Origin of the sequence: Pseudonocardia sulfidoxydans NBRC 16205 (assembly GCF_007989085.1) — a bacterium.
GTDB classification, from domain to species: Bacteria; Actinomycetota; Actinomycetes; order Mycobacteriales; family Pseudonocardiaceae; genus Pseudonocardia; species Pseudonocardia sulfidoxydans.
This window is the reverse complement of the sequence record NZ_BJVJ01000092.1, coordinates 1-20630: the sequence shown is the minus strand read 5'-3', so window position 1 is coordinate 20630 and position 20630 is coordinate 1. Positions and strand designations below refer to the sequence as shown.

Sequence of the window (20630 nt, the reverse complement as noted above, 5' to 3'; positions counted from 1 at the left end):
CGAGCCGGCGGGCCGCCTCGTCGTCGTCGACCGGTGGCGCCCCGAGGACGGCCGCGGGAAGGACCCGTTCGGGCAGGTCGTAGAGGCGCTGGAAGTGGACGCGGGTGCCGGTGGTGAGCTCGCCGACGCCGAACAGGTACTCGCAGATGCGTTTGACGTCGGAGCGGTCCCACCACGTCGCGCCGGGCGGTCGGGGCGTGGACCGGCCGCCGAGCGCGGTGTCCAACGCGCCGGCGCCGACCGGCCCCAGCTCCTTGACCGCGGCCAGCACGTCGGCCACCAGCTGCGGCTCGCGTTCGACGAGCGGGCCGTAGTACTTCCACCAGCCGCGGCGCTTCGCGCCCGAGAGCAGCAGCGGCCAGTCCTCGACGGGCAACAGGCACGCCTCGTGGGCCCAGTACTCGGCGAGCAGCCGCGGGCGCCGTGACGAGTGCGACCAGGCCGCGTCGTCGACCAGCGCCCGCGGGTAGGCGCCGAGGCGGGCGAACAGCGGCATGTAGTGCGCGCGGACGGCGACGTTGACCGAGTCGAGCTGCAGCAGGTGCAGCCGGCCGAGGACGCGCTGCAGGTGCCGCCGCGTCACGGCGCCGGTGGGCCGCCCGTCGGCGAATCCCTGCGCGGCGAGCACGGTGCGACGCGCGACGTCGGCACCGATCTCACGCGTCCTCTCGACCACGCCCGCATGCTGCCATCCGCCACCGACAACAACCGGCCTCAGGTCGGCGGCGGTGCCTCCACGGACGGCTTGCGTTCGGCGGCGACGACGAGCACGACCGCGGCGACGACGACCAGCCCGCCGACGACCTGCAGCGGGCTGAACCGTTCCCCCGCGACGACGACGCCCAGCAGGACCGCGATGACGGGGTTGACGTAGGCGTAGGTGGCGACCGTCGACACCGGCAGCCGGTTCAAGGTGTAGGCGAAGGCGCTGAACCCGAGGCAGGACGCGATCAACGCCATGTACGCCCACGCCCACCAGGTCGCGGCCGGGAGCGAGCCGACGTCGAGGCGGTCGCCTTTGCCGAACCCGACGGCCAGCAGGATGACGCCGCCGATCGTCATCTGGACCGCGACGAGGGTGAGCGGGTTGGTCGGTGTCGCCATCTTCGTCGCCGCGAAGGTACCGACGGCCCAGCCGAGCCCCGCGAGCAACACGACCCAGGGACCCCACCAGGCGTTGCCGGAGGTGCCCGCGGACCCCGCCGACGACCCCGCGAGCAGCAGCACCGCCAGCCCGACGATGCCGATCGCGACGCCGAGGAACGTCGCCGGCCGGGGCCGGTCGCCGGTCATCCTGCGCAGCAGCACGATCCACAGCGGTACCGACGCGATCAGCAGCGCCGCGAGCCCCGACGACACGTTCTGCTGGCCGAGCGTGACCAGGCCGTTCCCCCAGGCGGGCAGCAGCAGGCCGGTGAGCGCGCACGTGAGGAACTGGGCCCGGGTCAGGCGGAACGCGGAGGGCCCGCGCCACACCAGCAGCAGCACGGTCATCGCGATGCCGCCGACGAGGAACCGGAAACCGCCTGTGAGCAGCGGCGGCACGTGGACGATGACGATCTTGTTGCCCAGGTAGGTCGATCCCCACACGACGTAGACGACGACCATCGCGATCCACGCGGCGCCGGGCCGGTCGATCCGCTGCGTGGTCGCGGGATCGGCCTCGACGCTGCTCACCGACCGGACGTTGCCATAGCGAAGCAGCCCACGCGAGGTCGTTTCCGGTGACCCCGGCCTCATCGGGCGTGCCGGGCCCGGGTATCCATGCGGCATGGCCATCGCCGCGGTCCGCCCCGCACAGCTCTCCGACGTCGACGAGATCGTCCGGATCCAGTCGGTGACGTGGCAGGCCGCCTACGCCGGCCTGGTACCCGACGAGGCGATGGCGCAGCTGGCCGGCCCGGAGGCCCGGCAGGCGTGGACGGACGCGGTGGCGGCGGCGTCGTCGGAGGAGAAGACGCCCGGCGACAACGCCTTCCACGTCCTGGTCGCGACGGAGGGCGAGTGGACGGTCGGGTTCTGCGCCGCCGCCGGCTACCGCGGCGAGGGTGGGGCGATCGCGGAGGTCAGCACCCTGCTGGTGGAGCCGCGGTGGGGGCGGCGCGGGCACGGCGGCCGGCTGCTCGCCCACGCGGCGAAAGCGTTGCGCGACAGCGGCGCCGACCACGGACGGGCGTGGGTCCCGGAGTCCGACGCCGCGTCGATGCGCTTCTACGCGACGGCCCGCTGGGAGCCCGACGGCGCCGTCCGCACCCTCGACACCGGCGACGGCGCGATCCGCGAGGTCCGCGTCGCCGGGCCCCTCGACCTGGCCCTGAGCGACTGATCGTCAGAGACCGAGCAGCGGCTCGAGCCCGATCGTCAGCCCCGGACGCGACCGGACCTCACGAATGCCGAGCAGCACGCCCGGCATGAACGAGGTGCGGTTCATCGAGTCGTGGCGGATCGTCAGGATCTCGCCGTCGGCGCTGCCGAGGACGACCTCCTGGTGCGCGATCATCCCGGGCATCCGCACCGAGTGCACGCGGATGCCGTCGACGTCGGCGCCGCGGGCGCCGTCGAGCGCGGTCGTCGTCGCGTCGGGGACGGGCCCCGATCCGGCCTCCGCACGGGCCTGGGCGATCAGCGTCGCCGTGCGCGCGGCGGTGCCGGAGGGGGCGTCGACCTTGTTGGCGTGGTGCAGCTCGATGATCTCGACCGACTCGAAGAAGCGGGCCGCCTGCCGCGCGAACTCCATGGACAGCACGGCCCCGACCCCGAAGTTCGGGGCGACGAGCACGGACGCGGACGGCGCGTCGGCGAGCCAGCCGCGGACCGTCTCGAAGCGGGCCTCGTCGAACCCGCTGGTGCCGACGACGGCGGCGATCCCGTTGCGCACGCAGAACTCGACGTTGCCCATGACCACGCCGGGCTGGGTGAAGTCGACGACGACCTGCGCGCCGGCGTCGACGAGGCCGGTGAGCGCGTCACCGTCGTCGAGCGCGGCGACCAGCTCGGTGTCGGGCGCCCCCTCGACCGTGCGGCACACCTCGGACCCCATGCGGCCCTTCGCGCCCAGTACCCCGACCCGGATCAGCTCGTTCGTCACCGGAGCAGCGTAGGTCACCCCACGACGAGACCGGCGATCCATGCCGCCGTCGCGAGCAGACCGGCGGCCAGCTCGATGATCATGGAGAACCCGACGGCCTTCAGCGCATGCTTGGCCGACGACCACGCCTGGCTGCGGTCGGGCAGCCGGACGAGCTCGGCGAGCCACACCCCGAGCACGAACCCGAGGAACAGCCCGATCACGGGGACGACGAAGAAGCCGACGACGCCGAGGCCGGCACCGGCCATGAGGGTCCGCCCCGGGACACCGGCTTCCTTGAGCCGCCGGCCCGGCAGCAGGTACTTGGCGACGGTACCGACGATCACGAGCGCACCGGCGATGCCGAGCACCCACCAGCCGACGGCGTCGCCGCGCGGGACCGCCCAGACCGCCACTCCCGCGAGCACGACGACCAGCCCGGGCAGTACCAGCGAGACGATGCCGACCAATCCCACGGCGATGATCACGCCGGCCAGAACCGCAGTCATACGCACTCCGAACGACGTTGTGAGTGGCAATAGTCGCCATAGCGACTATTGCCACTCACAGGGGGGTTCAGGCCTGCAGCGCGGCCGGGAGGTCGTCGACCTCGTCGAACGGGCCGACCACCGCCGCCGTCAACGGCTGCGACAGCAGGTCCCGCGCTACCTCGGCGACCTCGTCGGCCGTCACCGCGGCGATGCCGTCGAGGCTCTCGGTGAGGCTGCGCTGGCGGCCGTGGTCGAGCTCGGAGCGGCCGATGCGGTTCATCCGCGACGGCGTGTCCTCGCTGCCCAGCACCAGTCCCCCACGCAGCGAACCCTGCGCCCGGACCAGCTCGGCGGTGGTCAACCCGGACGCGGCGACGTCGGCCAGTACGTCGCGCACGACGCCCGCGACCTCGCCCAGACGCTCGGGAGCGCACCCGGCGTAGACGGAGAGACTGCCGGCGTCGGCGTAGGAGGCCGTCGACGAGTACACCGAGTACGCCAGCCCCCGCTGCTCGCGGACCTGCTGGAACAACCGCGACGACAGGCCGCCGCCCAGCGCGGCGTTGAGCACCGCGAGGGCACGCCGGCGCGGGTCGTGCCGGTCGATGCCCGGGACGCCGAGCAGCAGGTGGGCCTGCTCGGTGTCGTCGCTGTGCAGCACCACGGAACCGGGCGCGACCGGGCGCGTGCCGCCCCGGCGCGGCGCGATCGGCGCCACCCCGGGAGAGGTCCGTTCCGCGGCTGCGGCCAGCGCCGCGCCGGCGAGGTCGGCCAGATGACCGTGCGAGAGGTTCCCCGCCGCGGCGACCACCATCCGCGGCGTCGTGTACTCGCTGCGCCAGAACGCGTGCAGCGTCTCGCGGCTCATCCCGCGGATCGAGTCCTCGGACCCGACGATCGGCAGCCCCAGCGGGTGGTCGCCGAACAGTGCCTCGTCGAACAGCTCGCCGAGCAGGTCCTCGGGGTCGTCGTCGCGCATCGCGATCTCCTCAAGCACGACGCTGCGCTCGAGCTCGGTGTCGGCGTGCGCGAGCCGGGCGTCGGTGACGACGTCGGCCAGCAGGTCGATCGCGAGCGCCACGTCGGTGTCGAGGACGTGCGCGTAGTAGCAGGTGTGCTCCTTGGCGGTGAACGCGTTGAGCTCGCCGCCGACGGCGTCGATCGCCTCAGCGATCCCCGACGCGGTGCGCCGCTGCGTGCCCTTGAACAGCAGGTGCTCGAGGAAGTGGGCGGCGCCGGCCTGCTCGGGCGTCTCGTCGCGCGAGCCGATGCCGATCCAGATGCCCAACGACACCGAGCGCACCCCGGGCACCGTCTCGGTCACGAGGCGGATGCCACCGGGAAGTTCCGACCGCAAGACGCCGGGGGCGGGTGCATCCGCACCCGCCCCCGGCGTCCGAACCGTTGTCGTCACTCGGCCTCGGCGGCCGCGGCGACGGGCTCACCCTCGGCGGGTGCGGTGTCGTCGCCACCGGCGGCGGCCGACTCCTCCTGCACCGGGACGAGGCTGATCTTGCCGCGGTTGTCGATGTCGGTGACCTCGACGCGCAGCTTGTCGCCCACCTTGACGACGTCCTCGACCTTGCCGATGCGCTTGCCGTTACCCAGCTTCGAGATGTGGACGAGGCCGTCCTTGCCGGGGACCAGCGAGACGAAGGCGCCGAAGGCGGCGGTCTTGACGACCGTGCCCAGGAACCGCTCGCCGATCTTGGGCAGCTGCGGGTTGGCGATGGCGTTGATCAGGCCGATCGCCGCCTCCGCGGACGGGCCGTCGGCCGCACCGACGTAGATCGTGCCGTCGTCCTCGATCGAGATGTCCGCGCCGGTCTGCTCGGTGATCGAGTTGATCATCTTGCCCTTCGGGCCGATGACCTCGCCGATCTTGTCGACCGGGACCTTGATCGCGGTGACGCGAGGCGCGTAGGTGCTCATCTCGTCGGGGCCGTCGATGGCCTCGCCGAGCACCTCGAGGATCGTCAGCCGCGCGTCCTTGGCCTGGTTCAGCGCGGCGGCGAGCACCTCCGACGGGATCCCGTCGAGCTTGGTGTCGAGCTGCAGCGCGGTGACGAAGTCGGCGGTGCCCGCGACCTTGAAGTCCATGTCGCCGAACGCGTCCTCGGCGCCGAGGATGTCGGTCAGAGCCACGTAGGTGGCCTTGCCGTCGACCTCGTCGGAGACGAGGCCCATCGCGATGCCCGCGACCGGCGCCTTCAGCGGCACACCCGCGTTGAGCAGCGACATCGTCGACGCGCAGACCGAGCCCATGGAGGTGGACCCGTTGGAGCCCAGCGCCTCCGAGACCTGCCGGACGGCGTAGGGGAACTCCTCGCGCGTGGGCAGCACGGGCAGCAGGGCCCGCTCCGCCAGAGCGCCGTGGCCGATCTCGCGCCGCTTCGGCGAGCCGACCCGGCCGGTCTCACCGGTCGAGTACGGCGGGAAGTTGTAGTGGTGCAGGTAACGCTTGTGCGTCTCCGGCCCCAGCGAGTCGATCTGCTGCTCCATGCGCAGCATGTTCAGCGTGGTGACACCCATGATCTGGGTCTCGCCGCGCTCGAACAGCGCCGAGCCGTGGGCCCGCGGGACGACCTCGACCTCGGCCGACAGCGGCCGGATGTCGGTGAGACCACGACCGTCGATACGCACCTGGTCGGTGAGGATGCGGCGGCGCACGAGCTTCTTGTTCAGCGACCGGAACGCGGCGCCGAGCTCCTTCTCGCGACCCTCGAACTTCTCGGCCAGCGAGGCCAGCACGCCGGCCTTCACCTCGTCGAGCTTCGACTCGCGCTCCTGCTTGCCGGCGATGGTCAGCGCGGCGGCCAGGTCGGCGCCCGCGGCGGCCTCCACGGCCTCGAACGCGTCGGGCTGGTAGGCCGGGAACGTCGGGAACGAGCCCGTGGGCTTGGCGGCGACGTCGGCCAGCTGCTGCTGCGCGACGCACAGGCTGCGGATGAACGGCTTGGCCGCCTCCAGGCCCTGCGCGACGACCTGCTCGGTGGGCGCCTGCGCGCCACCGGCGACGAGCTCGACCGTCTCGGTGGTGGCCTCGGCCTCCACCATCATGATCGCGACGTCGTCACCGACGATGCGGCCCGCGACGACCATGTCGAACACGGCGCGGTCGAGGTCCTCCCACTGCGGGAAGGCGACCCACTGGCCGTCGATCAGAGCGACGCGGACGCCGCCGATCGGGCCCGAGAAGGGCAGGCCGGCGAGCTGGGTCGACGCCGAGGCCGCGTTGATGGCCAGCGCGTCGTAGGGGTCCTTCGGGTCGAGCGAGAGGACCGTGACGACGATCTGGATCTCGTTGCGCAGGCCGTCGACGAACGACGGGCGCAGCGGCCGGTCGATCAGGCGGCAGGTGAGGATCGCGTCGGTGCCCGGGCGGCCCTCACGGCGGAAGAACGAGCCGGGGATCTTGCCGATCGCGTACATGCGCTCTTCGACGTCGACCGTCAGCGGGAAGAAGTCGAACTGGTCCTTCGGCTGCTTGGAGGCCGTGGTGGCCGACAGCAGCATGGTCTCGTCGTCGAGATAGGCGACGACGGAGCCGGCGGCCTGGCGGGCGAGCCGGCCGGACTCGAACCGGACGGTGCGGGTCCCGAAGGACCCGTTGTCGATGACGGCAGTGGTCTCGTGGACGCCGTCGTCGGTGATGGGATCGGTCATGAAGTGGGGTGTCTCCTCGTGGAGGGCACCTGGCCACCACGACGCGGGCGATCCTCGGCGGAGCCGGTCTTCGATCGAAGCCCCCGGGGACGCACACCCGAGCGGGTCGGGGCGGGTCCGGAAGCCACTACCGAGGACCGGCGGATACGTCCTGGGCGCGATGGCGTGGTGCGTTTGTCGTGCTGCGCGGGTGCGCAACGGGTTCAGTTGTGGGGGCGGTTCCTGGCGGACCGCCGTCCCGCCCGGGACCCGTGGGGCCCCGGGCGGCGGTGGATCAGCGGCGCAGACCCAGGCGCTCGATGAGCGAGCGGTAGCGCGCGACGTCGACCGACGCCAGGTACTTCAGCAGCCGGCGACGGCGGCCGACCATGAGCAGCAGGCCGCGACGCGAGTGGTGGTCGTGCTTGTGCTGCTTGAGGTGCTCGGTCAGGTCGCTGATCCGCTTGGTCAGCAGCGCGACCTGCGCCTCGGGCGAACCGGTGTCACCCTCGTGCACGCCGTAGGCGTCGAGGATGGTCTTCTTCTCTGCTGCGGCGAGAGCCACGGGTGGTACTCCTCGGTGGTCTGTCCGTGAGGGTGCTCGCCCGGTCGGAGACGACCGGCGGCGGGGAGGTCCGGGTCGGCCGCCACGAACCACAGCCGTACCCGAAGAGCAAGGCTACCAGTGCGGATGGTGCCACCGCCCGCGGCCCCACCCCGTGCGGCGGCGGCCCCGCGGGACGTGCGCGCTGGTCAGCGGGGCTGTACCGCGGCGATGCGCAGGACGTCGGCCAGCTCCGGGAAGGCCGGGTCCAGCAGGGCCGCGGCGGCGACGAGGCGGGCCGCCCCGGTCACGGAGCGCAGCGCCTCGGCGGCGACGTGTCGTGGCCCGGCCGCCATGATCCCGATCCCGGCCGGGGTGACGGCGACCGCACCGTCACCGGCGACCGGGACGGCGCGGCCCGGCCGCAGCGGGATGACCCGGCCGCCGACACGGCCCGCGGTACCGCACGCTCCCGGCTTCCCGGTGCCGGGCCCCGGGGCGGACCACGACGGCCGCGCCGCCCCGACGTCGGCGAGCAGGGCGTCGGCGACCGTCTTCGAGGGCGGCGTCGGCGGCACCCGGGCGTCGAGCAGCATCAGCCGGCCGAGCACGGCCGGGTCGCCGATCTTGACCCGCCGCCCGCTCACCAGCTGGCTCAGCATCGCCGGGCTGAGCCCGAGCGCGCGGGCGAGCCGGCCCTGGGTGACGCCCAGGCCGCCGGTGATCCGGCGGACCCGCTCCCCCACCGGCGCCCCGTAGAGCTCGCGCTGCCGCTCCTGCGCGGCGGCGATGCGCTCGGCCTCGGAGGGTTCGGCGGGGGATCGTTCGTCGGTCATGATCGGCGATGCTGGCAGCAGGCGGCCGGATTCGTGGCCCTTTCGCGCAAGTGCCCCCGATCAGGTTCGGGGGGCGCCGGACGGGTCTCTAGCCGGCGCCCCGCGGCGTTCTCGTCGGTGCCGATCCGACCCCGGGCTCGGCACCTCCCCGGCCTTGCGCGACAGCCGCCTGGAACCACGCCGACTCGGCATGGACCCGTCAGGCGCCCCCCAGGAGCTCCCGCGTGCGCGTGACGTCGCGGTGCATCTGCTCCACCAGCGCCTCGACGCCGTCGTAGCGCTCCATGCCGCGCAACCGGTGCGTGAACTCCACCGACACCTCGTGGCCGTAGAAGTCCTCGTCCACGTCGAGCACGTACGCCTCGACGGTGCGCTGCCGACCGGAGAACGTCGGGTTGGTGCCGACGGACACCGCGGCGGGCAGCGACCGCTCCCCGATCACGAACCGTCCGGCGTAGACGCCGTCGGCGGGCAGGGCCGTCCAGGGTGGGGAGGCGACGTTCGCGGTCGGGAACCCGAGCTCGCGGCCGCGCCGGTCGCCGTGCACGACGACGCCGTCGATCCGGTGCGGTCGGCCCAGGACGGCGGCGGCCGTCTCGACGTCGCCGGCGTCGATGCAGGCCCGCACGAACGTCGACGACAGGGTCACGGAGTCGTCGCTGACCAGGCCGAGACCCTCGACGGTGAACCCGAAGCGGCGCCCCAGGTCCGCGAGCATCGCGACGTCGCCCTCGGCCCGGTGCCCGAACGTGAAGTTGTCGCCGACGACGACGACCGCGGAATGCAGCCGGTCGACCAGGACCTCGTGGACGAACTCGGCGGGCGAGCGGCGGGACAGCTCGGCGGTGAAGGGCAGCACGCAGAACGCGTCGACGCCGAGCCCGGCGATCAGCTCGGCGCGGCGCGCGAGGCTGGTGAGCCGCGCCGGATGGCTGCCGGGCCGCACCAGTTCCGACGGGTGCGGGTCGAAGGTGACCAGGACCGTCGGCAGGCCGCGCTCGCGACCGAGCGCGACCGCACGGTCGATGAGTTTCTGGTGTCCCCGGTGGACGCCGTCGAAGATGCCGATCGTCACGACACTGCGGCCCCAGCCGGTCGGCACCGCTTCCAGGCCCCGCCAGCGCTGCACGGTCCGAAGCCTACGGGCCGTCCGGCGCGGGCCCGCTCCCGGCCGGTCCTCGGCTCCCCGCCGGGGCCAGGACGACGACGGGCCGTGCGGCGCCGTCGCGTTCGGCGACGAGACCGACCGCGTGCCCGTCGGGGGCGAACACACCGTATGTGCCGTCGATGCCCGCGACGGGCACGGGGCGGCCGTGGGAGAGGTCGGCGGCCGTGGCGGCGTCGGCGTCGCGGCGCGGGAACGCGGTGGCGACCGCACCGTCGAGGTCCAGCGAGAGCGCGGGGTCTTCCTCCAGGTCGGAGAGGCTGCGGGCGTGTTCGAGGGTGAAGGGGCCGACCCTGGTGCGGCGCAACGCCGTCAGGTGCCCGCCGACGCCGAGGGCGGCGCCGAGGTCACGGGCCAGCGCCCGGACGTAGGTGCCCGAGGAGCAGGACACGGTGACGTCGAGATCGGTGACGGTCGCCGACTCGGGGGAACCGCGGCGCAGCGCGTCGAGGGTGAACTCCGAGACCGTGACCGGCCGCGCCGGGATGACGACGTCCTCCCCCGCGCGGACGCGGGCGTAGGCGCGCTTGCCGTCGATCTTCACGGCGCTCACGGAGCTGGGCACCTGCTCGATCGCACCGGTCAGTGCGGCCATCCCCGCCCGGATCGCGTCCTCGGCGACGGCGGAGGCGTCGGCACCGCCGGTGGGTTCGCCTTCGGCGTCGTCGGTGGTGGTGGAGGCGCCGAGGCGGATCGTGGCGGTGTAGGCCTTGGTGTCGAGCGCGAGGTGGCCGAGCAGCTTCGTACCGCGGTCCACCCCGCAGACCAGCACGCCGGTGGCCATGGGGTCGAGCGTCCCGGCATGACCGATCTTGCGTGTGCGCAGGATGCGGCGCAGCCGGGCCACCACGTCGTGCGAGGTGAACCCCGCGGGCTTGTCGACGATCACGAGTCCGGGAGTCGGCACGGCGGGCCATCATTCCCGGTGGCGCTCAGGCGCCGAGGCGGTACCCCACCCCGCGCACCGTGCGCACGGCCTGCGGCCGGCCGAGCTTGGCGCGCAACGACGCGACGTGCGCCTCCAGCGTGCGTTCGATCCCGGGGCCGGGCCTACCCCACACCTCGTCGACGAGCGCGGCCCGGTCGACGACGGCACCCTCGCGCCGGGCGAGCGCCGCGAGCAGGTCGAACTCCTTGCGCGCCAACGCGACCCGTTCGCCGTCGACGAGCACCTCGCGGCGTGCCAGGTCGATCTCGACGTCACCCGCCCGCACCGCCGGGGCGACACCGAGGCCGCGGCTGCGGCGGAGCACGGCGTCGATGCGCGCCAACAGTTCGTCGAGCAGGAACGGCTTGACGATGTAGTCGTCGGCGCCGTTGCGCAGCCCGCTGACCCGCGCCTCGACGGCGCCGCGCCCGGTGACGGCGATGATCGGCACGCGCGACACCTCACGGATGCCGCGGCACACGCCGAGGCCGTCGCGGTCGGGCAGGCCCATGTCGAGCAGGACGACGTCGGGCTCGTCGTCACCGACGGCCGACAACGCCTCGGCGCCGCTGGTCACGTGCCGGACGCGGAAGCCGGCGCCCACCAGTGCCCGCCGCAGCGCGTCGCCCGCGATCTCGTCGTCCTCGACGAGCAGTGCCCGCACCGATTCGCCGCCTTCCGCCCCGGTCGTCCTGTCCTGCCGAACCTCAAGAACTGCTCAATCATGGCACCGCGGTCGTCGACATGGTGCGCGTCACATTCCTACCGTCCAGCCACCGACGTCGAGGAGGACACGCATGACAGAGGCAGCGGCACAGGCGGCCCCGCCCCGCAGACGGTTCTGGACACAGCTGTGGTTCTGGGTGATCGTCGGCATCGCCGCCGGGATCGTGCTCGGCATCGTCGCGCCGGCCGCGGCGAAGGAGACCAAGTGGCTGGCGGACGCGTTCATCCAGCTCATCAAGGTCATCGTCGGACCGGTGATCTTCTGCACGGTGATCGTGGGCATCGCGTCGCTGGGCAACCTGGCCCGCGCCGGCGGGCTCGCGCTGCGCGCCCTGGGCTACTTCATGCTGGCCACGATCGTCGCGCTCACGCTCGGCCTGATCGCGGCCAACGTCGTGAAGCCGGGTGTGGGGTTCGCCGGTGAGCCGACGCAGGCCCAGCTCGACCAGGCGGCCGGCCAGATCCAGCAGGGCGTGACCGACTCCGGGTTCATCGCGTTCCTCACCAACGACCTGTTGCCCAAGAGCTTCCTGGGCCCGTTCGTCGACAACAAGGTCCTGCAGGTCCTGGTGCTGGCGATCCTGACCGCCTGCGCGATCAGCGCGCTCGCGGCGCCCCTGCGCACGCGGCTCGTCGGCGGCGTCGAGGCACTCTCGAAGGTGATCTTCGGCATCATCAAGCTGATCATGTGGCTGGCGCCGCTCGCCGCGTTCGGCGGCATGGCCTACACCGTCGCCATGTTCGGCTCGGCGTCGCTGGCCAACCTGGGCGTGCTGATGATCACGTTCTGGCTCACCTGCGCGGTCTTCGTGTTCGTCGTGCTCGGCACGGTGTCCGCGTGGGCCGGGTTCTCGATCCTCAAGGTCGTCCGGCTCATCAAGGACGAGCTGCTGATCATCCTCGGCACGTCGTCGTCGGAGTCGGTGCTGCCCCGGCTGCTCACCAAGCTGGAGTCGGCCGGTGCATCGCGCCAGACCGTCGGCCTGGTCATCCCGACCGGCTACTCGTTCAACCTCGACGGCACCTGCATTTACCTCACGCTGGGTGCGCTGTTCATCATCCAGGCGGGCAACGAGTCCCTGCCGATCGGCGCGCAGATCGGCCTCGCGCTGCTCATGGTGCTGACGTCCAAGGGCGCGGCCGGCATCACCGGCGCCGGTCTCGTGACGCTGGCGGCGTCGCTGCAGGCCTTCGGCGGGGAGTTCTTCACACCCGAGGCCATCGCGATCGGCATCGCCGTCATCATCGGCATCGACCGCGTCATGAGCGAGGGCCGGGCCGTCACCAACTGCATCGGCAACGTGGTCGCGACGCTCGTCATCGCCCGCTGGCAGAACGAGCTCGACCGCGACCGGCTGCGCGCCGTGCTCGACGACCCGTCGCTCGTGGCCGCCGACATGGAGTACCACCACGGCGGCGGCACCCGCGACGAGGAGACGCCGGAGAACGACGCCACCCGCTCCGCCGGGGACTCCGTCCGTGACAAGGTGGCCGTCGGCAGCGGGACACGCTGACCGGGCCGACCGGGACCGCTGCGAGGATCGGCTGATGCGCCGACGACGCGGGTCCCGGCTGGTCCGCCAGCTGCTGGTCCTCCAGGTGGTGACGGTGCTGCTCACCGTGGGCGGGCTGGCCGCGCTGGGCGTGTGGGGGGCCCGCGCGGCCGCCGACGACGGCGCCGCCGCCCTCACCCTGGCCACCGCGCAGGCGACGGCCGTCGATCCGGCGGTCGTCGCCGCGCTGTCGGCACCCGACCCGTCCGCGACCCTGCAGCCGCTCACCCAGCAGATCCAGATCCGGACGGGCACCGCGTTCGTCGTGGTGATGACCGTCGACGGCATCCGGTTCTCCCACGCCGACCCCGCCCGCATCGGCGAGCACTACATCGGCACCATCGCCCCCGCCGCGGCGGGCGGCACCGTCAGCGAGACCTACGTCGGCACGCTGGGACCGTCGGTGCGGTCGGTCGTCCCCGTCCGGGCCGCCGACGGCCGCGTCGTCGGTCTCGTCGCCGTCGGGCAGCTGACGACGCGCATCGGCGACCAGGTCGTCGCCTGGCTGCCCGCGATCATCGGGACCGCCGCCGGCGCCGCCGTGCTCGGCGCCGTGCTCGCGTGGGTGCTCGCGCGGCGGGTGCGCCGCCAGACCCTCGGCCTGGAGCCGGAGGAGATCGCCGCTGCCTACGCCCACCACGACGCCGTGCTGCACGCCGTGCGTGAGGGGCTGCTCGTCGTCGATCCCGAGGGGCGGGTGGTCGTCGTCAACGCCGAGGCCCGGGCGCTGCTCGGGCTGCCGACCGGGCCGTTGCAGGGCCGTGGGCTCACCGAGCTGGGCGTCGACCCGGCGGTGCGCGAGATCGTCGGCCAGCACGGCGAGGTGCGCGACGCGCTGGCCCTCGCCGGGGAACGGGTGCTGCTGGTCAACCGCACCCCCGCCGGGCCCGCCGCCGGTGCCGGGACGGCCGTCGTGACCCTGCGCGACCGCACCGAGCTGGCCGCCGCCGTCCGCGAACGTGACGACGCCCGCGGCCGCGCCGAGGCCATGGCCGGGCAGGCCCACGAGTTCGCCAACCGCATGCAGACGGTCCTCACCCTGGTCCAGCTCGGCAGCACCGACGACGCCCTGCAGGCCGGGTCCGCCGCCGTGCGCGGCGCGCGGGGCCCGGTCGACGACGTCGCCGTCGGCGATCCCGTGCTCGCCGCCGTGCTCGCCGACAAGGGCTGGGCCGCCACCGACCGCGGCGTCGACCTGCGCGTCGTCGACGGCACCGAGCCCGGCGCGTGGGCGCCCGACGACCTGCTCACGATCCTCGGCAACCTGCTCGACAACGCCCTCGACGCCGTGGCCGCCGTCCCGGCCGGGCAGCGCCGGATCACGGTCGCCCTCGCCGACGACGCCGCGGGCCGCACGATCGAGGTGCGCGACACCGGCCCCGGCATCCCGTCGTCAGCGCGCACCGAGGTGTTCACGCGCGGCTGGTCGACCAAGCGTGCCGAGCCGGGCCGGCCGCGCGGGATCGGGCTGGCGCTGGTCGCGCGGGTCGTGACGCGCCTCGGCGGCTCGATCGAGGTCGCCGACGCGGACCCGGGGACGTGCATGCGGGTCGTGCTGCCGCACCCGGCAACGACCCGCGCGCAACCTCACGGTCGCGTTCTGCGCGAATCGCAGCAGTGAGGTTGCGCCCGGCGTTGCCCGGGCCCTCGCCACCGAACGTGTCACCAGCGCTCCCGCGCCGCTCTCATGACACATCGGACACCGAGCGTGTCATCAGCGCGCTCGGGTCGCTCTCATGACACGTCGGACGGCTCTTGCGTTGTCCGGGGCGCGCGGGGTCGGGGGCGCGCCCGGGGATCAGGGGCGGACCGCGCCCGCGACGGCCCAGCGGCCCGAGCGGGTCCGCGTCGTCACCGCGACGAGCCTGCCCAGCATGAACAACGCGAGCCCCGCCCAGATCCCCGCGAGCCCCCAGCCGAACACCAGCGACAGCCAGATCAGCGGCAGGAACCCCAGCGCCGCCGAGAGCAGCGTCGTCGTCCGCAGGAAAGCGGCGTCACCCGCGCCGAGGAGCACCCCGTCGAGGGCGAACACGAGCCCGCCGACCGGTTGCAGCGCCACGAAGAACCACCACGCGATCGGCACGACCGCCAGCACCGCGGCGTCCTGGGTGAACACCCCGGGCAGCACGAAGAACAGGGCCGCGAACACCACGCCGCACAGGCACCCGATCACCGTGCCGTAGCGGGCGATCTGCCCGGCGACGGCCCTGGCCCGATCGACTCCCCCGGCACCCAGCGCCGACCCGATCAACGCCTGCGCCGCGATGGCGACGGCGTCGAGGGTGAGCGACTGGAACACCCACAGCTGCAGCACGATCTGGTGCGCCGCGACCGACGGGGCGCCGAACCGGGCGGCGACGGCCGTGGCCGACAGGAAGCAGGCCTGGAACGCGAGGCTGCGCAGGACCAGGTCGCGGCCCAGGCCGAGCTGCGCGCGGATCAGCGTCCAGTGCGGGCGCAGCGACACCGGGTCGACGGCGGGGGCGGCGGCCTTCTCCCGCAGCAGCGCCGCGAGGAACAGCCCGGCGACGACGACCTGCGCGCCGACGTTCGCGACCGCCGAGCCCTCGAGGCCCCAGCCGTCCCAGCCGCCGACGCCGTGCACCAGCATCGGGCACGCGACCGCCGAGAGCCCGTTGCCCGCCAGGACATAGCGCATCGGCCGCGCCGTGTCGTGGACGCCACGCATCCATCCGTTGCCCGCCAACGTCACCAGCACGAGCGGTGCCCCGAACAGCGCGATCCGCAGCCACGACACCGCGGCGGCGGCGATGTCGTCGGACCCGCCGAGCGCGCCCGCCACCGGCGCCGCGATCAGCTGCCCCACGACGAGCACGACCACGCCGACGGCCAGCGCCAGCCACGTCGCCTGCACGCCCTCCCCGACCGCTTCGGAGCGCCTGCCGGCGCCGTGCAGCCGGGCAGCACGGGCCGTCGTGCCGTAGGACAGGAACGTCAGCTGGCTGGTGACCTGCGCGAACATCACCCCGGCGACCGCGAGCCCGGCCAGCGGCAGCGCGCCGAGACTGCCGACCACGGCGGTGTCGACGAGCACGTACAGCGGCTCGGCGGCCAGCACCGGCAGCGCGGGCAGCGCGAGCCGGACGATCTCGCGTGGGGGGACGCGTCCGTCGCGCGTGCTCATCCCTGACGGGAGAGGGCGGCGCGCAGCCGGGCGAGGACGTCGTCCGGGTCGCCGTCGAGGGTCACGCCCGCGGCGCGGGGATGCCCGCCACCACCGAGAGCGACGGCAGCGGTGGCGACGTCGACGGTGCGCGACCGCATCGACACCGACCAGCGGCGCGGCCCGACCTGTTTCAGGACGGCGGCGACGTCGGCCTCGGACGTGGTGCGCAGCTGGTCGACGACGCCGTCGACCTCCTCGACACGGTAGCGCTGCATCAGCGCCGCGGGCACCACGGCCGAGACGAACCCGCGCCCCCCGGCGGCGGCGGCGTCGAGCGTCGCGGCCTGCAGGACGCCGCCGAGGTCGTCGAGCCAGGTGAAGGGATGGTCGCCGTTGATGGGCCGCAGCACAGCCTCGACGTCGACACCCGCCTCGAGCAGTTCGGCCGCCATCCGGTGCGCCGCGGGGCCCGCGGTACGGAACCCGACGGTGTCGGTGACCAGGCCCGCGTAGAGGCAGGTGGCGACCACGCCGTCGATCGGTGCGCCCATCTCGGCCAGCAGCCGGTGCACCAGCACGACCGTGGCCTCGGCCGACGGGTCGAGGATGCGGACGTCACCGAAGCCGGGGTTGGACGCATGATGGTCGATGAGGACCGAACACCGGGCCGTGGTGAGCCGGTCGAGCAGCGAACCCAGGCGTTCCGGCGCGGCCGTGTCGCACATGACGAGCAGCTCCGGCTCGGCCGGCACCGCGTCGGGCGCCACGAGCAACCCCAACGCGTCGAGCGGGCGCAGCGACTCCGGCGGGTGCGCGGGCGCCGCGAACGACACCCGCACCCGGGCACCGCGCCGCGCCAGCACGACGCCCAGCGCCAGCGCGCTCCCGAGCGAGTCGGCGTCGGGCTGCACGTGCGCGACGAGGGTGACGTCGCGTGCCGTCGCCAGCAGCGCGGCGGCCGCCGACACGGCCGAGGCCACGTCCGTCGACGGCGGTCCGGCGGTTGCCGTCATCAGGACTCGTCGTCGTCGGCGCGGGGCGCCCGGTACGGATCGGCCTCGCCCGCGGGCTGGGCATCGGCGGCGAGCCGGGCCACCTCGGCGTCGGAGGCGCGGGTGCGGGCGAGCAGCTCCTCCATGCGGCGGGCCTCGTCGGGCACCGCGTCGAGGACGAACGCCAGGCTCGGGGTGTGCCGGATGCCGGTCTGCTGGCCGACCTTGGACCGCAGCACCCCGGTGGCGCTGGCCAGTGCGGCCGCGGCGCCCGCGGTGTCGGGGTCCTCGTCGACGCTGCGGCCCAGCACCGTGTAGAAGACGGTCGCCTCCCGCAGGTCACCGGTCACGCGGGCGTCGGTGATCGTCACCATCGCCAGCCGCGGGTCCTTGACCTCGTGCTCCAGCGCGTCGGCGACGATCTGGGAGATGCGCTTGGCGAGCCGCCGCGCGCGGGCCTGGTCGACCATCTCCGGTCTCCTCACGTCGTGCCGCGCGCCGCAGCGCGCGACCTACAGCATCGATCCTCAGTCCTCGGGCCCCATGATGCGTGTTCGGGCCGAGAGCAGCTCAATCTCGGGTCGGGACGCGACGAGCCGCTCGCAGCGGTCGAGCACCTCCACGACATGGGCGTGGTCGGCCGCGACGCACGCGACCCCGACCAGCGCCCGTCTGTGCAGGTCCTGGTCGCCGGCCTCGGCGGCGGCGACCTCGAACCTGCGGCGCAGCTCGGCGACGATCGGCCTCACGACCGACCGCTTCTCCTTGAGCGATCTGACGTCCCCGAGCAGGACGTCGAGCTCCAGTGCTCCGACGTACATGGTGGCGACCCGCACCGGCGGCGGCCCGGTGAGGAGCCGCCGCCGGTGGACCGGGTCAGACCCTCGGCTTCTCGCGCATCTCGAAGGTCTCGACGACGTCGCCGACCTTGATGTCGCTGTAGTTGCCGAGCGTGAAACCGCACTCGAAGCCCTCGCGGACCTCGACCACGTCGTCCTTGAACCGCCGCAGCGAGCTGATCGGCAGGTTCTCGGCGATGACGACGTTGTCGCGCAGCAGGCGGCCGCGGGCGTTGCGCCGGATTTCGCCGGACATAACGAGCGAACCGGCGATCGTGCCGAACCGGGAGGACTTGAAGACCTCGCGGACCTCGGCGCGGCCCAGCTCGACCTCCTCGAACTCCGGCTTGAGCATGCCCTTGAGCGCGGCCTCGATCTCCTCGATGGCCTGGTAGATCACGGTGTAGTACCGGATCTCCACGCCCTCGCGGTTGGCCAGCTCGGTCGCCTTGCCCTCGGCCCGGACGTTGAAGCCCAGGACGATGACGTTGTCGGCGATCGCGAGGTTGATGTCGCCCTCGGTGATGCCACCGACGCCGCGGTGGATGACGCGGAGCTCGACCTCGTCGCCCACCTCGATCTTCATGAGCGCGTCCTCGAGGGCCTCGACGGTACCCGAGTTGTCGCCCTTGATGATCAGGTTGAGCTGGCTGGTCTCCTTCAGCGCGGCGTCGAGGTCCTCGAGGCTGACGCGCTTGCGACGGCTGGCCAGCTCGGCGTTGCGCTCGCGGGCGCGGCGCCGGTCGGCGATCTGGCGGGCCACCCGGTCCTCGTCGACGACGAGGAACGTGTCGCCCGCGCCGGGGACCGACGTCAGACCGATGACCTGGACCGGACGCGACGGGTAGGCCTCGACGATGTCCTCGCCGTACTCGTCGACCATCCGCCGGACGCGCCCGGAGGCGTCGCCCGCGACGATCGAGTCGCCGACCCGCAGCGTGCCGCGCTGGACCAGCACGGTGGCGACGGGACCGCGGCCACGGTCGAGGTGGCCCTCGATCGTGACGCCCTGCGCGTCCATGTTCGGGTTGGCGCGCAGGTCGAGCGCCGCGTCGGCGGTGAGCAGGATCGCCTCGAGCAGCTGCTCGATGTTGATGTTCTGTCGCGCCGAGATGTCGACGAACATCGTGTCGCCGCCGTACTCCTCGGCGACCAGGCCGTACTCGGTGAGCTGCTGGCGGATCTTGGCGGGGTTGGCCCCCTCCTTGTCGATCTTGTTCACCGCGACCACGATCGGCACGTCGGCCGCCTGGGCGTGGTTGATCGCCTCCACCGTCTGCGGCATCACGCCGTCGTCTGCCGCGACCACGATGACCGCGATGTCCGTCGACTTGGCACCACGGGCACGCATGGCGGTGAACGCCTCGTGACCCGGGGTGTCGATGAAGGTGATGAGCCGCTCGTTGCCCTCGAGCTCGGTGGCCACCTGGTAGGCGCCGATGTGCTGGGTGATGCCGCCGGCCTCGGTCTCGATGACGTTGGTCTTGCGGATCGTGTCCAGCAGCCGGGTCTTACCGTGGTCGACGTGACCCATGACGGTCACGACCGGCGGCCGGACCTCGAGGTCCTCCTCGTCGCCCTCGTCCTCGCCGTAGGAGATCGAGAAGCTGTCGAGCAGCTCGCGGTCCTCCTCCTCCGGGCTGACGACCTGCACGACGTAGTTCATCTCGGTGCCGAGCAGCTCGAGCACCTCGTCGGACACCGACTGGGTGGCCGTGACCATCTCGCCCAGGTGGAACAGCACCTGCACCAGCGACGCCGGGTTGGCGTTGATCTTGTCGGCGAAGTCGGTCAGCGAGGCGCCGCGCGCCAGCCGGATCGTCTCGCCGGAACCCTTCGGAAGGCGGACGCCGCCGACCGAGGGGGCCTGCATGGCGTCGTACTCCTGGCGCTTCTGCCGCTTCGACTTGCGGCCCTTGCGCGCCGGACCGCCGGGACGGCCGAACGCGCCCGCGGCACCGCCGCGACCACGCGCGCCGCCACCGCCACCGGGGCGACCGCGGAAGCCACCACCGGCGGGGGCACCGCCACCACCGGGACCGCCGCCACCGGGACGGAAGCCACCGCCGCCACCACCGGGACGACCGCCGCCACCGGGACCACCACGACCGCCACCCGGTCCACCGGGACGACCGCCGCCGGGGCCACCGCGGCCACCGGCGCCGGGACGCGGCGCGGCGGGACGGGCGGGCATCATGCCCGGGTTCGGGCGCGGCGGCATGTTGCCGGGCGACGGCGGGCGGGGCCCACCACGACCGGCCTCACCACCGGGCCGCGGGCCGGGGCGCGGACCGCCCTGGCCGGGAGTGCCGGGACGGGAACCGCCCTGGCCGGGAGCCTGGCCACCACCCTGCTGCGGGGGCGGGCCGGGACGCGGCGCGGCCGGACGCGGCGGGGCGCCGGAGCCGACACCGAACGGGTTGTTGCCGACGCGCGGCGTGCGCGGGCCGGGCTTGGGCGCCTGCGGGCGCGGCGGGACCGTCGCACCCTCGGCGGCCGCGGCGGCAGCGGGCTGCTGCTGCGCGGGCGCCTCCTGGCGACGCGGGCCGGGACGCGGACCGGACGGCTGCGACGGCTGGGCCGGGGCGGCCGGACGCGAGGTCTCGGCCGGGGCGGCCGGGGCCGACGCGGCGGCCGGCTGCTGGCGCGGGCCGGGACGCGGACCCGGACGGGGCCCGGGCGTCGCGGGACGCGCGGGGGCGTCGCTCGCGGCA

19 protein-coding genes are annotated in these 20630 nt (G+C 73.6%); 3 read left to right on the top strand and 16 right to left on the bottom strand.

Going from position 1 to position 20630, the window contains the following annotated elements; all coding sequences use genetic code 11:
* Window positions 1-676, bottom strand: a 676-nt coding sequence (locus PSU4_RS27245) for a DNA glycosylase AlkZ-like family protein (RefSeq protein ID WP_147114573.1), incomplete at its 3' end; no start/stop codon positions are given.
* Between the two features lie 38 nt (window positions 677-714).
* Window positions 715-1677: an EamA family transporter gene (locus PSU4_RS27240; RefSeq protein ID WP_147114570.1), complete on the bottom strand. Its 963-nt coding sequence runs from the start codon at window positions 1675-1677 to the stop codon at window positions 715-717.
* Between the two features lie 94 nt (window positions 1678-1771).
* On the opposite strand from PSU4_RS27240, the gene PSU4_RS27235 reads away from it, so the two are divergent.
* Window positions 1772-2326 (top strand): GNAT family N-acetyltransferase, encoded by a 555-nt coding sequence (locus PSU4_RS27235; protein ID WP_147114567.1) that lies wholly within the window; start codon window positions 1772-1774, stop codon window positions 2324-2326.
* A 3-nt stretch (window positions 2327-2329) separates the two neighbouring features.
* Here the strand turns inward: PSU4_RS27235 and dapB are convergent, their stop codons facing one another.
* The 9 genes from dapB to PSU4_RS27190 form a co-directional block, all read right to left on the bottom strand.
* Window positions 2330-3130 (bottom strand): 4-hydroxy-tetrahydrodipicolinate reductase, encoded by an 801-nt coding sequence (dapB, locus tag PSU4_RS27230; protein WP_147114564.1) that lies wholly within the window; start codon window positions 3128-3130, stop codon window positions 2330-2332.
* Window positions 3103-3576 (bottom strand): DUF456 domain-containing protein, encoded by a 474-nt coding sequence (locus tag PSU4_RS27225; protein WP_147114561.1) that lies wholly within the window; start codon window positions 3574-3576, stop codon window positions 3103-3105. The genes dapB and PSU4_RS27225 overlap by 28 nt, the downstream gene beginning before the upstream one ends.
* Window positions 3577-3643: 67 nt before the next feature.
* Entirely contained in the window at window positions 3644-4972 is a 1329-nt protein-coding gene (locus PSU4_RS27220; protein ID WP_147114557.1) for a M16 family metallopeptidase, read from the bottom strand.
* Window positions 4969-7224 (bottom strand): polyribonucleotide nucleotidyltransferase, encoded by a 2256-nt coding sequence (locus PSU4_RS27215; protein WP_147114554.1) that lies wholly within the window; start codon window positions 7222-7224, stop codon window positions 4969-4971. The genes PSU4_RS27220 and PSU4_RS27215 overlap by 4 nt, the downstream gene beginning before the upstream one ends.
* A gap of 274 nt (window positions 7225-7498) precedes the next feature.
* Window positions 7499-7768: a 30S ribosomal protein S15 gene (rpsO, locus tag PSU4_RS27210; protein ID WP_147114551.1), complete on the bottom strand. Its 270-nt coding sequence runs from the start codon at window positions 7766-7768 to the stop codon at window positions 7499-7501.
* Window positions 7769-7956: 188 nt separating this feature from the next.
* A complete protein-coding gene (locus tag PSU4_RS27205) occupies window positions 7957-8583 on the bottom strand; it encodes a helix-turn-helix domain-containing protein (protein ID WP_147114548.1) in 627 nt (208 codons plus the stop codon).
* 199 nt (window positions 8584-8782) lie between these two features.
* Window positions 8783-9712, bottom strand: coding sequence for a bifunctional riboflavin kinase/FAD synthetase (locus PSU4_RS27200; RefSeq protein WP_147114545.1), 930 nt, complete (start codon window positions 9710-9712; stop codon window positions 8783-8785).
* A 10-nt stretch (window positions 9713-9722) separates the two neighbouring features.
* On the bottom strand, window positions 9723-10655 hold the full coding sequence (gene truB / locus PSU4_RS27195) for a tRNA pseudouridine(55) synthase TruB (RefSeq protein WP_147114542.1): 933 nt from the start codon (window positions 10653-10655) through the stop codon (window positions 9723-9725).
* Window positions 10656-10680: 25 nt separating this feature from the next.
* A complete protein-coding gene (locus tag PSU4_RS27190) occupies window positions 10681-11340 on the bottom strand; it encodes a response regulator transcription factor (RefSeq protein ID WP_147114539.1) in 660 nt (219 codons plus the stop codon).
* A gap of 133 nt (window positions 11341-11473) precedes the next feature.
* On the opposite strand from PSU4_RS27190, the gene PSU4_RS27185 reads away from it, so the two are divergent.
* Both PSU4_RS27185 and PSU4_RS27180 read left to right on the top strand, forming a co-directional pair.
* Window positions 11474-12916, top strand: a complete 1443-nt coding sequence (locus tag PSU4_RS27185; RefSeq protein ID WP_147114536.1) for a cation:dicarboxylate symporter family transporter — start codon at window positions 11474-11476, stop codon at window positions 12914-12916.
* Between the two features lie 34 nt (window positions 12917-12950).
* Window positions 12951-14576, top strand: coding sequence for a sensor histidine kinase (locus PSU4_RS27180; RefSeq protein WP_147114532.1), 1626 nt, complete (start codon window positions 12951-12953; stop codon window positions 14574-14576).
* Window positions 14577-14753: 177 nt separating this feature from the next.
* Here PSU4_RS27180 and PSU4_RS27175 read toward each other — a convergent pair whose 3' ends face one another.
* From PSU4_RS27175 to infB, 5 genes are all read right to left on the bottom strand, one after another.
* On the bottom strand, window positions 14754-16103 hold the full coding sequence (locus PSU4_RS27175) for an MATE family efflux transporter (RefSeq protein WP_147114530.1): 1350 nt from the start codon (window positions 16101-16103) through the stop codon (window positions 14754-14756).
* A complete protein-coding gene (locus PSU4_RS27170) occupies window positions 16100-17098 on the bottom strand; it encodes a DHH family phosphoesterase (protein WP_147114528.1) in 999 nt (332 codons plus the stop codon). Before PSU4_RS27170 ends, PSU4_RS27175 begins: the two co-directional genes overlap by 4 nt.
* Entirely contained in the window at window positions 17098-17547 is a 450-nt protein-coding gene (rbfA, locus tag PSU4_RS27165; protein WP_147114525.1) for a 30S ribosome-binding factor RbfA, read from the bottom strand. The genes PSU4_RS27170 and rbfA overlap by 1 nt, the downstream gene beginning before the upstream one ends.
* Window positions 17548-17604: 57 nt before the next feature.
* Window positions 17605-17898 (bottom strand): DUF503 domain-containing protein, encoded by a 294-nt coding sequence (locus tag PSU4_RS27160; RefSeq protein WP_147114522.1) that lies wholly within the window; start codon window positions 17896-17898, stop codon window positions 17605-17607.
* A gap of 55 nt (window positions 17899-17953) precedes the next feature.
* The coding region (gene infB / locus PSU4_RS27155) for a translation initiation factor IF-2 (RefSeq protein ID WP_147114519.1) at window positions 17954-20630 on the bottom strand (2677 nt) is incomplete at its 5' end.

Bases quoted from the DNA above. Each gene is read 5' to 3' on its own strand.
- PSU4_RS27185 (WP_147114536.1), top strand. From the start codon at position 11,474: ATGACAGAGGCAGCGGCACAGGCGGCCCCGCCCCGCAGACGGTTCTGG.
- PSU4_RS27175 (WP_147114530.1), bottom strand. From the start codon at position 16,103: ATGAGCACGCGCGACGGACGCGTCCCCCCACGCGAGATCGTCCGGCTC.
- dapB (WP_147114564.1), bottom strand. From the start codon at position 3,130: ATGGATCGCCGGTCTCGTCGTGGGGTGACCTACGCTGCTCCGGTGACG.
- PSU4_RS27215 (WP_147114554.1), bottom strand. From the start codon at position 7,224: ATGACCGATCCCATCACCGACGACGGCGTCCACGAGACCACTGCCGTC.
- PSU4_RS27205 (WP_147114548.1), bottom strand. From the start codon at position 8,583: ATGACCGACGAACGATCCCCCGCCGAACCCTCCGAGGCCGAGCGCATC.
- PSU4_RS27225 (WP_147114561.1), bottom strand. From the start codon at position 3,576: ATGACTGCGGTTCTGGCCGGCGTGATCATCGCCGTGGGATTGGTCGGC.
- PSU4_RS27235 (WP_147114567.1), top strand. From the start codon at position 1,772: ATGGCCATCGCCGCGGTCCGCCCCGCACAGCTCTCCGACGTCGACGAG.
- PSU4_RS27180 (WP_147114532.1), top strand. From the start codon at position 12,951: ATGCGCCGACGACGCGGGTCCCGGCTGGTCCGCCAGCTGCTGGTCCTC.
- PSU4_RS27170 (WP_147114528.1), bottom strand. From the start codon at position 17,098: ATGACGGCAACCGCCGGACCGCCGTCGACGGACGTGGCCTCGGCCGTG.
- PSU4_RS27160 (WP_147114522.1), bottom strand. From the start codon at position 17,898: ATGTACGTCGGAGCACTGGAGCTCGACGTCCTGCTCGGGGACGTCAGA.
- rbfA (WP_147114525.1), bottom strand. From the start codon at position 17,547: ATGGTCGACCAGGCCCGCGCGCGGCGGCTCGCCAAGCGCATCTCCCAG.